The following is a 14,623-nucleotide window of genomic DNA, read 5'->3' on the forward strand; positions in this document are numbered from 1 at the left end:
AAAATGAAATGTAAGCAATTTCCGTGCTGTTTTCGAATATTTATTGCGCTATACTCACAATAACACAGACAAGGGAGGAAATATAGATGTCAAGTCGTAAACGCTATGCACTCGTGGGTACAGGAGGTAGAGCCGGATTTTTCTACACGTCCATTGCTCGCGATTATAAAGAAACGTCTGAGCTAGTTGCATTTTGCGACATCAACCAAACCCGGATGAATGTTGCTAACCAAAAATTGGAGCCGTTCGGTGTGGGCCCGATTCCTACTTATAAATCACAAGATTTTGAACGTATGATTGAAGAAACGAAACCGGACATCGTTATTGTAACAACGGTGGACCGGACTCATCATACTTATATCATCCGCGCAATGGAGCTAGGCTGCGATGTCATTACAGAGAAGCCGATGACAGTGGATGAAGTGAAGTGTCAAGAAATTTTGGATGCGGTGAACAGAACAGGCCGCAACCTGCGCGTAACATTTAACTACCGTTATTCTCCGCACAATACGAAAATCCGCGAGCTCATTATGGATGGCGCGATTGGAGATGTGCACTCGGTGCATTTCGAATGGCTGCTCAATACGAAGCATGGCGCTGACTATTTCCGTCGTTGGCACCGCGATAAACGCAACAGCGGTGGTCTGCTCGTGCATAAATCGACACATCACTTCGACCTGGTTAACTTCTGGCTTGGAACACAGCCTAAGACCGTATTTGCGCTGGGTGACCTCATGTTCTACGGTCGTGAAAATGCAGAGAAACGCGGTGTGACCGAGTTCTATTCTCGTGCTCAAGGAAGTGAATATGCTAAGAACGATCCATTCGCTCTGCATTTGGAGCAAAATGAGAACTTGAAGGCTATGTACTTGGATGCCGAGAAGGAAGACGGATATTATCGTGATCAAAGCGTGTTCGGAGACGGCATCAACATCGAAGATACGATGGGTGTCATGGTTAAATACCGGAACAATGCGATCCTAACGTATAACTTATATGCATATGCACCTTGGGAAGGCTTCCGTGTATGCTTCAACGGCAGCAAAGGCCGTATCGAAATGAACGTTATTGAAGCTTCCTACGTCAATTCTGGCGGCGAGCAAGCGTTGGAAGGTGCGGTCAAAGGGAAGAAGATTACTGTATTCCCAATGTTTGACGCTCCATACGAGGTAAAAGTTGAAGAAACAAAAGGCGGCCATGGAGGCGGAGACCCTGTTCTGTTGAACGACTTGTTCGGAGAAAAAGCGCCGGATCGCTTCAATCGTGCAGCTTCTCACGTAGATGGCGCAATGTCTATCCTGACAGGTATTGCGGGCAATCAGTCTATCAAAACCGGACTTCCGGTTCAAGTCGCTAACTTGGTTAAGTTCTAATCTACTCATTCCATCATAAAGCGTGGGGAAATCGCTTGAAGAAGCGATCCTACGCTTTTTTTGCGGGAACGAATCGTTTATACTTTGGATATCTATGAAAATCTATAAAGACAGTTAGGAGAATGCGAGAATGGGTCAAGGCTTTCTAGCAATTTTCATGCTTATTGCAGGATTTGTTCATTTTGTATCAGTGAGTAATGAAGGTGTGGCAACGGTCGTGCCTGAAGAAGTCAATGTCATTGAGGAAAAGGCTGTGCCGAGCGAACCTCCAGCAGTAGTAAAGGAGAAAAGCAAATCGTATGCAACCGCTCCGGAGATGTCTATCGATGTCAACAAAACTTATGAGGCTACCCTACATACGAACAAAGGTGATTTTACAATGGAATTGTTCCCGAAAACAGCACCGTTGACGGTCAACAATTTCGTATTCCTTGCCAGAGACGGGTTTTATGAGGATGTTGAGTTTCACCGCATTATTGAATCGTTCATGATACAGACTGGAGATCCTACGGGGACAGGGGCAGGAGGACCTGGGTACAAGTTTGCCGATGAGCTGAAATCGCCTTATAAGTACGAGCCAGGAATCGTTGCTACGGCTAACGCAGGCCCTAACACGAACGGCAGCCAGTTCTTTATTTGCACCGGCGAAGACAGCAAAGGCTTGAATCAGTACCCGAACTATACGATTTTTGGTAAAATTACCGACGGAATGGACACCGTTCTCCAAATTGCTGGGACTCCTGTAGCTATGTCTAAGCAGGGTGGAGAAAAAAGTCGACCCGTAGAATCGGTTAAGATACTGAAGGTAGATATTATCGAGCATGATGCCAAGTAGAATGACAGGTAAAGTTGGTGAATAAGATGGAACAATATTCAACATTGATTGGAGTTATATTGGAAAAGCTCGATCAAACGTATAAGGATTTACAGTTTAATTATAATGGCATGGACAGTGTTCTGAAGCAGCATACGCAGGAAGAACGATCTAATACACCGGAGCTTCTTACCCTTACCGAGCTTCGCGATGTGTATGGCGAGCTGATACGCAGCCTGGAGGAACGACTACCTGGTATTAAAGATTAAAGAAAATGACCTGCTCAGGTCGTAAGTCTGACGAGAAACCTGGTCTGCGTGAAATTTGCTATATACGGTAGGTGGGGTTTGCCCCGGAGGAGTTTACGTCCGCCTTTGAAACCCGTGAATATACCTGTGAATTTCTAATCAAATTCACGGGTTTCAACAGCGGCTGGAGGGGCATATCCCACCGTAGTATACTAGCAATATTTCAAGTTTCTTGGGTTTCTCCACTCTCATACGACCTAACAGGTCGTTTTTCTTTGCTACACTAGGAAAAGAGGAAGATCAACATGAATCGGATACTGGAAACGATCCTCGTAACGTTTGCCGGGGGACTGCTGTTTACGCTGCTTCACGTTCCGCTCAGCTGGATGCTCGGTCCGTTAACGGCAGTACTTCTATGGTCAGCCTTCACTCGTCGAAGGCTGACATGGCCTGCCGGACTTCGCAATGCGGGCTTAGCGATTTTGGGTTACGGAATGGGACTTACCTTCACGGCGGAAAGTGCCAGACAGATTTCTTCGCAGCTGCCTACGATGCTGATGGCAACTGCTTTAACGATTGCCTTTAGTTTGGCCGCTGCGTTCATCACAGCGCGCTATACCGGAATCAGCATGTCAAGCAGTGCTATCGGGAGCATCCCCGGCGGTTTGTCGCAAATGGTTGTATTAAGTGAAGAGATTGAGGGAGCGGAGACGACGGTCGTGGCCTTCATGCAGACGATACGGCTGCTGACGGTGATTTTCACGGTTCCATTTCTTGCTGTTCATGGATTAGCTAACGGAGTAAGTACAGACGCTGCATCAGACTTGGGCAAGCAGGGGAGCAGCAACAGCTTTATTGATTCTTTAATGTTATGGCTTCACGATGCTGCATCAAGGCCGATGTTCTTCGTGATCGTTGTTGCTCTTATAGCTGCTTCAGCTTGGCTTGCCGTTAAGCTCCGGTTTCCGACCCCTTATTTCCTTGGCCCCATTATTGCCGCAGGTATACTTACCGTGACAGGCTTTGATCTGCCGCATCTGCCAACCTTGCTTACGATCCTCGCTCAATGGAGCCTTGGCATTTATATGGGACTAGGCATTAAATTGAGCAGCCTCTCCAATTGGAAGAAGCTGTTGCCGTTCTCCATAGCAGGAAGCATTGCTGTGGTCGCATTTTCACTAGGATTATCCTATGTGTTGAGTATCGTTCACCCGATATCGCTGCTAACCGGATTTCTGAGTACTTCTCCGGGCGGAATGACGGAAATGGGCGTAACGGCTTCACTAATAGGAGCGGATGTTTCGATGGTCGTCGCTTATCAAATGTTTCGAATCTTGTTTATTTTATTTATTGTTCCTTACGCTCTACGCTGGGGCTTCCGCCGCTTCAGCGGCTCACGATCCGCTGAAGGCAGTGGCTAACGCTGATGCTTCCGGTATTCGTGAGGGGTCAGCTTCGTCAGCTTTTTGAACATACGGCCGAAATGAGCAATATTCTCGAACCCAACGCTGTCGGCAATATCGATGATTTTGCGGTTCGACTCCCTGAGAAGCTTCTGTGCCTCTCGTATTCTGGTCATGTTCACGTATTCAATAAAGGTAAAGCCGGTAATTTCTTTAAAAGCTCGGCTCATATAATAGGGACTCATAAAGAAAAGCTCCGAGATGCCAGATAAGGTCATAGGCTCCTGATAGTGCCCATTGATGTGCTGGACAATTTCGGAGATTTTTTTATGCAGCGGGCTTGCATGCTCGAAGGGCACGGACCCATGGCGGTCGGCATAACGGCTTGAGAACAGTAGAAGCTCGACTAACAAAAGCTTGATATAGGTTTCAAACCCGGTTTGCTTATCTTTAAGCTCCTTGGTTAGCTTGTTCATAATGGTCTGAACAAAGATTTGATCCTGCAGGTTAAGACTTAAGACATGAGCTGATTGCTGGTAGACGCCGAACAAGGAGGCATGGTAAAAGGGATGATCCGTTCCGATGAAATTGTCGCTAAAATTAATAACGATTCTTTCATGTCCGGGCTGCCCTACATCCGAGGTTTTGTGGACGTCATGCTTATTGATGAATACGAGATCGCCCGGGGAAATTAGATAGGAGCGGTCTTTAATAAAATACGTCCGTTGTCCTGATAATAAATAATAGATTTCGTACGTTCCGTGAAAATGGTTCGTCCGCTCGAAAGGCTCCGTCCGCTTAATATGCTGTATATAAAAATCTCCTTCTTCCGCACCATAGGTGAAGGACACGGTTTCGCTCATATGGATCACATCACTTCCCTACTAGGTTTATCCCGCTAAACGGGACTTTTCATTCATTGTAGCAGAGAATGATACTTTTTCATAGCAAGATGCGCATAGGTTTGTTGAAATTAGACAAAATAGGCGAAGAAAGTGGTATGATTTTGCGCTATGATCGAGATATCTTATTAATCAAGGAGGCTTTTTCATGAGCAAGTTTCAAGCGATCGCCCAAGCAGTAAAAGAGGGTAACGTAAGCCAAATCGACGCTAATGGTATCAAAGTGTATCCGCATTCATTGTCGGAGTCCGGTAACGTAAAGCTGGTTATGGTGAAGGACGGTCAAACCAAATTGATTTTGGCTGTTGGTGAAGGTCCGTTGTTCGACGAACTGCAAGGAACTGTAGAAGGCGGTATTAAAGCCTGCCCATTAACACATGAAAACCGTCTGGTTTTAAATAAATATTTTGATTACACTGTACCTCGCGCATTCGGTACGCAAGTAGCAACCATCGGTCTTGGTGACCGTCTTGGTATCGCTTCTCCAGGTCACATCAAAACGGTAGCTGGCAGAAACGTACGTCCAATCTTAGCTCAACAAAGTATTCGTGAGTTGAACCTTACTGGTCGTGACTATAAGCAAGTCGTTGACGCTGCTTGCTATGCAGCATTCCAAGAAGGCTACAAAGACGGCTTCGGCGCTGACGGCGACCACTTGAAAGTAGAAGCTGACATTGAATTGGCACTTGGTCTTGGCTTTACCATGCTGACTTTGGATTGCTCCGAGTATATCGATAATTCCATCGAGAGCACTTCCGTTGAAGAGCAAGCTGCCAAATACAACGCGCTGTCTGCGGATATCCGCAATCATTACGAGTCCCGTTACTTGAACCAAACCTTCGAAGTAGCTGGAACTTCCATCACGTTCGATAAAGAAACTTTGATTAAAAACGTGTTGATCTATGGACCGGCTATCGATTTCATGGAGCATATTTTCAACAAATATATCAAAACGGCTGAACGCGAAATCGACTTTGAAATTTCGATCGACGAAACGGCTACTCCTACGGCTCCTGAGTCTCATTTCCTGGTTGCCAAAGAGTTGTACGGTCGCGGCTTGACAATCTACAGCATGGCGCCACGCTTTATCGGTGAGTTCCAAAAAGGGATCGACTACATCGGCGACATCGCTCAATTCGAGAAAGAATTGATCATCCATGCAGGTATTGCTGACGATTTTGGTTACAAGCTCAGTATCCACTCTGGTAGTGACAAGTTCAGCGTATTCCCTATTATCGGGAAATACACCAAAGGCCGTTTCCATGTGAAAACCGCTGGAACTAACTGGCTGGAGGCTGTAAGAACCGTAGCTAAAGTGAACCCAAGCCTGTACCGCAAAATGCACCAATACGCTTTGGATCATTTTGAAGAAGCAACAGCTTACTACCATGTAACGACAGACTTAAGCAAAATCGTTCCTTTGGATCAAGTTGCTGACGCTGATCTGGCTGATACTTATATGAACGAGAACAATGCTCGTCAAGTGATTCATATCACTTACGGTATCCTGCTGCAAGCGAAGGATGCTCAAGGCAACTCCTTGTTCAAGGACGAGTTCTTCAGCACTTTGAGCGATCAAGAGGAAGCATTCGAGCAATCGCTGATTTCCCACATCGGCAAACATTTGGATCTGTTGGGCAAGTAATATACAATCCGAGCCGGAAGGTGCTTAGAGCACGTTTCGGCTTGGTCATAATTAAAGACCATGGTGAGAAGGGATGATTATTGTATGAAACAATTTCTCGACGAGAATTTTTTGTTATCCAATGAAACGGCAGTACGTTTGTATCATGATTATGCCAAAGCTATGCCAATTATCGATTACCACTGCCACCTGAGCCCCCAAGAAATTTACGAGAATAAAACGTTCAAGAACATTACGGAAGCTTGGCTGTACGGAGATCACTACAAATGGAGAGCAATGAGATCCAACGGTGTGGAAGAGAAGTTCGTTACTGGTGGAGAAGGCGCTTCCGACTATGACCGTTTCCTGGCTTGGGCCAAAACCGTTCCGCAAACGATTGGTAACCCGCTCTATCACTGGTCCCATCTTGAGCTGCAGCGCTACTTTGACATTCATGATCTGATTAATGAGAAGAATGCTCCTGCAATTTGGGAGAAAGTAAACGCACAGCTGAACGGCGAAGGCTTCGGAGCGAGAGATTTCATTAAGAAATCGAACGTTAAAGTCGTGTGTACAACAGACGATCCTACGGATTCCTTGGAATACCACATCAAAATCAAAGAAATTAAAGATTTCGACGTATTGGTTCTGCCTTCATTCCGTCCGGATAAAGGTCTCGAAATCAACCGTGCTACATTTGTTCCTTGGGTAGAGAAGCTGGGTCAAGTTTCTGGTCAAGCTATCGATAACTATGATCAATTGCTAACTGCTTTGGAAGCAAGAATTCGTTTCTTCCATTCCGTCGGCGGACGTGTGTCTGACCATGCGTTGGATTACGTTGCTTACGCTGAAACGACAAAAGAGCAAGCAGCAGCAATTTTTGCAAAAGCTCTAAAAGGCGAAGCGGTAAGCCTGGAGGAAGAAAAACAATACAAAACGTATACTCTTGTATTTATGGGCAAGCTGTATGCAGAGCTCGGCTGGGCTATGCAGTTCCATATTAATGCAGCTCGTAACAACAACAGCCGTATGTTCGGCGAGCTGGGTCCGGATACCGGTTACGATTCTATCAATGACAGCTCGTTGGCTTATCCGCTTGCTAAGCTGCTTGATGCATTGGACAGCGAGGATGCTTTGGCCAAAACCATTTTGTACTCCTTGAATCCAAAAGACCACTACGTGCTTGGCACGATTATCGGAAGCTTCCAAGGCGGCGGCATTCCAGGTAAAATTCAATTAGGCTCTGCTTGGTGGTTCCTTGATACTAGAGATGGCATGCTGGAGCAAATGAAAGCTCTGTCGAACCTGGGCTTGTTCAGCCGCTTTGTCGGTATGCTGACAGACTCCAGAAGCTTCTTGTCTTACACAAGACATGAGTACTTCAGACGCATCGTATGTAACCTGATCGGTGAATGGGTTGAGAATGGTGAGGCACCTAACGATCTTGAGCTGCTCGGTAACATCGTTCAGAACATTTCTTACAATAACGCGAACGAGTATTTCAACTTCTCGTAAGCATCATATTGAAGTGCGCAAGTCCGGTATATTGTCCATATACCGGGCTTTTTTCTTGTTTTGCTTGAAGGATACACAAGGTGGATATGGAATACAGTTAAGAGATGTTAATAAATGTTAACTTACCTGATGGAGGAGCTTCTGATGGAAAGCAGCAATTTGGTGTCGCGGCTCAATGAATCTCATGAAACATCATTGCCTTTAAAGAAGCTGCTGGCATTCTTTATTCCGCTGGGAGCGTCGGCCAGTCTGGTTATGATCTCCCACATTATTATTAATGGAACTTTGGCGAGGGCAGCTCATCCGGAGCTCCTGATTGCGAGCTACAGCATAGCGATGAGCTTGATGGATGTCATTGAGAGGCCTGCGGTTCTGCTGCGGCAAACCTGCTCTGCGTTGGTCCGGGATCGAGTGTCGTTCCGGGCGATGTCGCATATCGCGGTGTACTTGCTGTTATGCAGCTTTTTGATTGGCTCAGCGATCAGCTACACGCCATTAGGGGACTGGGTCTTTTTGAACTTTTTTGGGGCGAACCGTGAACAGCTCCCAGATATAGCGAACGTATTCAAGCTGCTCAACTTTGTTATTATATTTTCAGGGATAAGATGCTTGTATCACGGAATTATTATTTATAATTTAAGGACGAAGTGGCTGACGATAGGGATGGCTATTCGTTTGGTAGGGATGTTTCTCGTTGCTGCTTATTTTGTGGTCACTGACAAAGTAACGAGCGGAGCCGTAGGGGCGCTTATCTTTCTCATCGGGATGGCGATCGAGTGTGTAATAAGTGTCATCGAAGGGCGCTCCTTATTGAAGCGTTCGATCCCTGAAAAGCAGGAAGGGCACTCGATCACGAATAAAGGCCAAATCTTTCGCTTTTATCGTCCTTTGATGTATTCCTCCTTTCTAGCGGTCATTATTGATCCTTCCATCAACGCATTTCTTAGCCAAACGGGGAACATGGAGCTGGCGATCGCCTCTTTTGCCATTGCTTTGAATCTGGCTCATTTGATGCAAAGCTTTTTTTCCTATATGCACCAGATCGTATTGAATTTTTATCGTGTGAATGCGAGGAAAGTATTTCGCTTTGCACTCTTGATGAGCTTTTTTCCCGCCGCTTTGGTATCGATTATAGCCTATACGCCGGCAGGGCCATGGTTCCTGGAACATATAATGGGGCTACAGGCTGGAAGTCCGTTAATGAATGAGAGCTTGCGGGCACTGCGTTTTTTTATGATTATGAATGTGGTGTTTCCATGGTTGGACTATTGTCACGGGATCATCATGCTTAGAGGGCAGACTAGAATCATGGTATGGTCGCAAGCGTTCAACGTTGTCGTCACTTTGGTGACACTGTTTGTGCTGGTTAAGCTAGTACCAGGGTGGAGCGGATCTATCGGCGCATTGGCACAGTCGCTTGGACTGACGGGAGAGATCCTCATTGTTCTTTTCATTCTCCGTTCCACTGGTCATACGCGGCTAGGAGCGTCGTTTGGGCGTTCGTTGTAGATATTAGTTTCAAGCTTTATAATAAACATGAACTAGATTCAAGATAGGGGAGGGTTCTACGATGAAAGTAGAAATTTGGTCGGACATTATGTGTCCATTTTGTTATATTGGCAAAAGACGCTTTGAAGCCGGGCTGGAGCAGTTTGCGCACAAAGAAGATGTAGAGATTGTTTATCGCAGCTTCGAGCTCTCACCGAACTCTCCAAAAGATTCAACGAACAACATTCATGAAATGCTTGCCTCCAAGTACGGGATGAGCATTGAGCAAGCAAAGGCTATGAATGCGGATGTCGGGAAGCAAGCAAAGGCAGTCGGTCTTGATTTTGAATTTGATACGATGGTATTAACGAATACGTTCGACGCACATCGCTTAATCCAGTTCGGAACTCAGCACGGTAAAGGGAAAGAAGTCGCGGAATTGCTCTTCAAAGCATACTTCACCGATTCCCGTCATGTAGGTGAGCACGAGACATTACTCGAGATCGCCGAGAAAGCGGGACTTTCCCGTGAGGAAACGGCAGCTATGCTGACAGGCACTCAATACTCGGAGGAAGTTAGGGCTGATGAAGAAGAAGCTCGCCGACTTGGCGTGAACGGAGTACCGTTCTATGTCATTAATCGTAAATACGGCGTTTCAGGAGCGCAGCCGAGTGAAGCTTTCTTGGAAGTGCTTGAGAAGGTATGGGATGAAGACAAACCGCTTCAAGTTATTCAAAGTGATGCGGGTCAAGCTTGCACAGACGGGGTTTGCGCACCGGGGGAACCGAATCAAGGCAGCAAGTAAGTAGTTCATAAACATGGCAAAACCGTCCTTCATTCAGGACGGTTTTTGTCGTAGGAGCGTCTTCAGTTTATGCAAGCTGCTGTTTTCTGGCTTTTCTGCCATACTTGGCTTGAAAAAATTTGGTGAACAGCTCTTTGACCATCTCGATTTCCTCAGGCTTCAGCCTCATCACCTGCACATATTTTTGCGTTTTTTCATCCTTGATGAATTGATTCCAGGTTAACGTTTGTTCCTTTTCCAACGCGCTGTCCAATGAAAGAGTAATCCATTTTTTTATTCCGCCTGTACATAGCTTGAATTGATTCGGTACAAAATAGTCTGTAGATGTCACGACTTCAGGCTTCAATTGAAGCAGCTGGGCCGTATTCAAAGCGTCATCCAGCGCGGAATGATGCTGTCCTATAGGCTCCAGATGATGATCCGCCAGCGCCTGCTGCAGTCCGCCTTCAAAATAAGCCGTAACGTCCAGTAGATTGACGAGCCATGCATCACTCAGTTGATTTACCTTACAGTCCAGGAACAGGTGGAAAAAGTCGCCGCCTCCCCAAGCCAGCAGGGTGTATTCCTCACCGCAAAAATCTCGAAAGGCTTGTACCACATCAGCAAAACGTTTGCTCCGGTGCAGCGTTTCTTTAGATATACCGCAAAATTGCAGGGCAAATCTATTAATATAAAAATTAGGATTAATATAGCTTTGGAACGTATCGATGACCTCCAACTGTTCATTTAGCTTAACAGCTCCGATTTCGATAATTTCCATGGGATAAATATCGTAATGCTTTCTACCGTTAAATTCGAGGTCTATCACGATGTAATTCATTCTTTCACCCCCTGGTACAAGCATACCACGTTAGGGGGCTATTTTTGTAATGTTTTTCGTTACCAGCCTTGACGAAACAAGTCGACAGAAGGTCATTTATCGGTTTTCTCACAAACCTTTCGTACTTTAACGCTTTTCTTGTTCATAATGTGACGAGTTTTTGGTATAATAAAGTGAATTTTCGTACGCGAAGGGGATTAGTATGGACTATATAAGCACGCGAGGAAAAGTAGAGAAGTGTGGATTCATCGATGCCTTTTTGATGGGGCTTGCCAATGACGGCGGTCTGGTGATTCCAAGTGAAATTCCGGTCATATCGGAGCAGAAGCTGCAGGAATGGGAAAATCTATCCTACCAGGATCTGATGCTTGAAATATTCTCTTATTTTACAAACGACGAAATTCCTTATGAAGACTTGAAAAAGCTGGTTTACGACAGCTACTCTACCTTCAGGGATGAGAACGTAACGCCACTTAAAAATATCAATGATTCGCTGTATGTGTTGGAGCTGTTCCATGGACCGACCTTTGCCTTTAAAGATGTCGCGCTTCAATTCATGGGCAATCTGTATTCTTACGTAGCAACCAAGAGAAATGAAATTATTAATATTCTCGGGGCTACTTCGGGCGATACAGGCGCTGCGGCAATTCAAGGGGTAAAAGGTAAGGAAGGTATTCGAATTTGTATCCTTCACCCTCACCAGAAGGTAAGTAAGGTTCAAGAGCTTCAGATGACTACGGTACAAGATGATAATGTATTGAATTTGTCCGTAAAAGGGAATTTTGACGATTGCCAGCAGTTCATTAAAGAATTGTTTGCCGACGTGGAATTCAAGCACCAATATCATCTGCGCGCGATCAATTCCATTAACTTTGTGCGTATCTTGTCCCAAACTGTGTACTACTTCTATGCTTATTTCCAAATTTCCAAAACAAAACCGGTGGGCAAAGTCAATTTCAGTGTTCCCACTGGCAACTTCGGAAATATTTTCTCCGGCTATTTGGCGAAACAAATGGGTCTGCCGGTCGGTAAGCTGATTTTGGCAACCAATGAGAATAACATCTTGGAGCGCTTTGTTAAAGAAGGCGTTTATATGCCTGGAGATTTCCACAGCACCTACAGTCCGTCGATGGATATTCAAATCGCCAGCAATTTCGAACGGTATTTGTATTACTTAACTAATAAAAGTTCGGAAAAGGTTGCTTCCATCATGAACCAATTCCGTTCCGAAGGCAAAATCGAGATCGGTGCTGAAGATCTTCAAAAAGTACAATCGGATTTTGAAGCCAAAGGGGTTCAAGGCAAAGACTGCCTGCAAACCATTGATAAATATTACAAAGAGTACAGCTATTTGTTCGATCCGCATACAGCTTGCGGCGTTACCGCTTATGAATCCTGCAGCGGCGATGACGAAGTGTGTGTCGTATTTGCAACGGCTCATCCGGCCAAGTTCAATGAGTCGATCGCGCTTGTTGACATTGAGCAGTCATTCCCTGCTGAAATTCAGCAGTTGTTTGACAAAGCTCAGTATCAAACCGTTATCGATAATGAGAAGCAGGAGCTGGTTAAACAGCTGGAAGCTTTCTTCGCATAAGCTTGAAATGCACAAAAAGACATCGCTCTCGTGGGCGATGTCTTTTTGATCACTATGAAAGAATTGCGATAGACGTTTTTCTCATGCCCGCGGCTCCTATTTGTGCTTAGAGGCTGCCCCGACATGTGCGTTTCGGCCCGCACCTACTCCGAAAATAAGGTACAGCGCGGTGACGACGACAAGGACCAGTATTGGAGCAATCCATGCCCCAGTTAAGTCATGCAGCCAACCGATTAAGATCGGTCCAATTGCTGCGAGTAGATATCCTAACGATTGGGCCATTCCTGACAGTACCGCTGCTTGCGAAGGGCTTGTCGTGCGAAGAGCAAAGAAGGCTAGCGCCAAGCTGATGCTTCCTCCTTGCCCGATACCGATCAGAACAATCCAAAGGGGCGCTATGGAAGGGGAGCTTGTAAGAAGCAGCCCGACATAGCCTAATAAAGCAGAAGTGGCACTGAAGGCGACCAAACCGCGCTGACTTGCTCTTCTGCCAGCTAACAGCGGCATAATGAAGGAAGCTGGCAGACTGACAGCCTGCATAAGAGATAACATCCAACCGGCCGTTGTGGCACTCATGCCTCTATCATGCAAAATAGCGGGCAGCCAAGCGATTGTTACATAAAAGGCTAGGGATTGTAAGCCCATGAACAAGGTAACCTGCCATGCAAGAGATGAACGCCATAAGCTTACTGAAGCAGTTTGTGTGTTCGTAGAACTACTTGATTGTTTGGCAGAACGCAGCTGCGGCAACCAGACTATGATCCCAACAGCCGATAGGATGGCCCAGCACCCAAGCGACCCGCGCCAACCAATACCAAGTCCCGTAGCCAAAGGAACGCTAATCCCAGAAGCTAGGGCGGCCCATGTGCTCATTGACATGGAATATAACCCAGTCATCAGTCCGACCTTTCCGGCAAAATCCCGCTTGATTAGGCTAGGAAGTAATACGTTGCCGACGGCGATCCCAGCTCCCAGAATCGCTGTACCAGCAAATAAAGTTGCGACTGAAGGAACGGAACGCAATATAATGCCTAAAGTTAAAGCAACCAAGCTTGCGAACAAAGTTTTCTCCGTACCGATGCGACGTGCAATGACCGGTGCTAACGGGGATAACAAGGCAAAAGCAAGCAGCGGAAGTGCGGTCAGCAAGCTGGCCAGCACATTAGACAAGCCGGTATCCGTGCGAATGGATGAGATCAAAGGGCCGACTACGGTAATGGAAGCCCGAAGATTCGAGGCTACCAGTACAACACCCAGCATTAATAGCAGACTGCCGCTGCGGGCTGCTCCAGCTGAATGAGAATGTAAGGATGATGATGTATTAGTTCTCATATATGAATTGACTCCTTCTCAAGCAACAAAATGTGTATGTGTGACATTGCTTGTAATAGTAAATTATAATATACTTATAACATGAAAAAGTAAACTATAATTTATTGGGGCGTGGAATAGTTGGATTCTTCAAAAGATATCGAGCAGCAGGATATGATGGAGATGGTTCGTAGAATAGGCAATCAGCTCAGACAGATGCGCAAGGAGCAGAAGCTGAGTCTTGACGATCTTGCAGATCGAACGGGAGTCAGTAAGCTGACGCTGGGGAAGATTGAACGTGGGGAAACAAATCCAAGCTTGACAGTTATTTGGAGAATAGCAGATGGTTTAGCCATTCCGATGTCCTCCTTGTTTGAGACAGAGAAGGTCATTCAGCTGTCACGTGCAGGGGAAGGAATCTATTTTACGGACGGACCTTGGCGGGTGGAGCCGATATTTACTCATTCCTCTAGCGGAACGGTGGATAGCTGTCGCGCTTTTTTACAGCCGCATAGCACATATTCCGCCGAATATCATCCCACAAGCGTCATGGAGACGGCTACCGTTATGGAAGGCTCCGTCCGTATTCTTGTATGTGATAAACCCTATGAGCTTCAAATGTATGATTCTATCCGATTCCGCGGCGATTCTAGCCATTCTTATGTGAACAAGACGGATACTGTAGCTATTCTTTACATTACCTTTGAGCGGTATGTGTAAGAGAAC

At 45.9% G+C, this 14,623-nt stretch carries 13 protein-coding genes; 10 read left to right on the top strand and 3 right to left on the bottom strand.

Annotated features, from left to right (window positions below; all coding sequences use genetic code 11):
- Positions 1 to 86 precede the first annotated feature (86 nt).
- The 4 genes from QMA13_RS10760 to QMA13_RS10775 all read left to right on the top strand — a co-directional run bounded on the left by QMA13_RS10760 (position 87) and on the right by QMA13_RS10775 (position 3,856).
- Entirely contained in the window at positions 87 to 1,373 is a 1,287-nt protein-coding gene (locus tag QMA13_RS10760) for a Gfo/Idh/MocA family protein (protein ID WP_282941367.1), read from the top strand.
- A 130-nt stretch (positions 1,374 to 1,503) separates the two neighbouring features.
- Positions 1,504 to 2,208 carry a peptidylprolyl isomerase gene (locus QMA13_RS10765; protein ID WP_481858158.1) on the top strand — a complete coding sequence of 235 codons (705 nt, stop codon included), beginning with the start codon at positions 1,504 to 1,506 and terminating at the stop codon, positions 2,206 to 2,208.
- Between the two features lie 26 nt (positions 2,209 to 2,234).
- Positions 2,235 to 2,456 carry a hypothetical protein gene (locus QMA13_RS10770; protein ID WP_282943369.1) on the top strand — a complete coding sequence of 74 codons (222 nt, stop codon included), beginning with the start codon at positions 2,235 to 2,237 and terminating at the stop codon, positions 2,454 to 2,456.
- Positions 2,457 to 2,740: 284 nt separating this feature from the next.
- Positions 2,741 to 3,856 carry an AbrB family transcriptional regulator gene (locus tag QMA13_RS10775; RefSeq protein ID WP_282941368.1) on the top strand — a complete coding sequence of 372 codons (1,116 nt, stop codon included), beginning with the start codon at positions 2,741 to 2,743 and terminating at the stop codon, positions 3,854 to 3,856.
- On the opposite strand, the gene QMA13_RS10780 is transcribed toward QMA13_RS10775, so the two are convergent.
- Complete coding sequence (locus tag QMA13_RS10780) at positions 3,853 to 4,701, bottom strand: AraC family transcriptional regulator (protein ID WP_282941369.1); 849 nt, start codon at positions 4,699 to 4,701, stop codon at positions 3,853 to 3,855. The genes QMA13_RS10775 and QMA13_RS10780 overlap by 4 nt on opposite strands.
- Before the next feature lie 187 nt (positions 4,702 to 4,888).
- Between QMA13_RS10780 and QMA13_RS10785 the strand changes: the two genes are divergently transcribed.
- From QMA13_RS10785 to QMA13_RS10800, 4 genes are all read left to right on the top strand, one after another.
- Positions 4,889 to 6,385 (top strand): tagaturonate epimerase family protein, encoded by a 1,497-nt coding sequence (locus tag QMA13_RS10785; RefSeq protein WP_282941370.1) that lies wholly within the window; start codon positions 4,889 to 4,891, stop codon positions 6,383 to 6,385.
- An 84-nt stretch (positions 6,386 to 6,469) separates the two neighbouring features.
- Entirely contained in the window at positions 6,470 to 7,879 is a 1,410-nt protein-coding gene (gene uxaC, locus QMA13_RS10790; RefSeq protein WP_282941371.1) for a glucuronate isomerase, read from the top strand.
- A 114-nt stretch (positions 7,880 to 7,993) separates the two neighbouring features.
- On the top strand, positions 7,994 to 9,388 hold the full coding sequence (locus QMA13_RS10795; RefSeq protein ID WP_282941372.1) for a multi antimicrobial extrusion protein MatE: 1,395 nt from the start codon (positions 7,994 to 7,996) through the stop codon (positions 9,386 to 9,388).
- A gap of 61 nt (positions 9,389 to 9,449) precedes the next feature.
- Positions 9,450 to 10,172 (top strand): DsbA family oxidoreductase, encoded by a 723-nt coding sequence (locus QMA13_RS10800; RefSeq protein ID WP_282941373.1) that lies wholly within the window; start codon positions 9,450 to 9,452, stop codon positions 10,170 to 10,172.
- A gap of 67 nt (positions 10,173 to 10,239) precedes the next feature.
- Here the strand turns inward: QMA13_RS10800 and QMA13_RS10805 are convergent, their stop codons facing one another.
- Positions 10,240 to 10,992: a 3'-5' exonuclease gene (locus QMA13_RS10805; protein WP_282941374.1), complete on the bottom strand. Its 753-nt coding sequence runs from the start codon at positions 10,990 to 10,992 to the stop codon at positions 10,240 to 10,242.
- Between the two features lie 202 nt (positions 10,993 to 11,194).
- Between QMA13_RS10805 and thrC the strand changes: the two genes are divergently transcribed.
- A complete protein-coding gene (gene thrC / locus QMA13_RS10810; RefSeq protein ID WP_282941375.1) occupies positions 11,195 to 12,586 on the top strand; it encodes a threonine synthase in 1,392 nt (463 codons plus the stop codon).
- 96 nt (positions 12,587 to 12,682) lie between these two features.
- Here the strand turns inward: thrC and QMA13_RS10815 are convergent, their stop codons facing one another.
- Positions 12,683 to 13,918, bottom strand: coding sequence for a CynX/NimT family MFS transporter (locus tag QMA13_RS10815; protein WP_282941376.1), 1,236 nt, complete (start codon positions 13,916 to 13,918; stop codon positions 12,683 to 12,685).
- 120 nt (positions 13,919 to 14,038) lie between these two features.
- Here QMA13_RS10815 and QMA13_RS10820 point away from each other — a divergent pair, with 120 nt between their 5' ends.
- A complete protein-coding gene (locus QMA13_RS10820; RefSeq protein WP_282941377.1) occupies positions 14,039 to 14,617 on the top strand; it encodes a helix-turn-helix domain-containing protein in 579 nt (192 codons plus the stop codon).
- Positions 14,618 to 14,623 lie beyond the last annotated feature (6 nt).

The organism is Paenibacillus sp. RC67 (assembly GCF_030020805.1).
Lineage (GTDB): Bacteria > Bacillota > Bacilli > Paenibacillales > NBRC-103111 > Paenibacillus_S.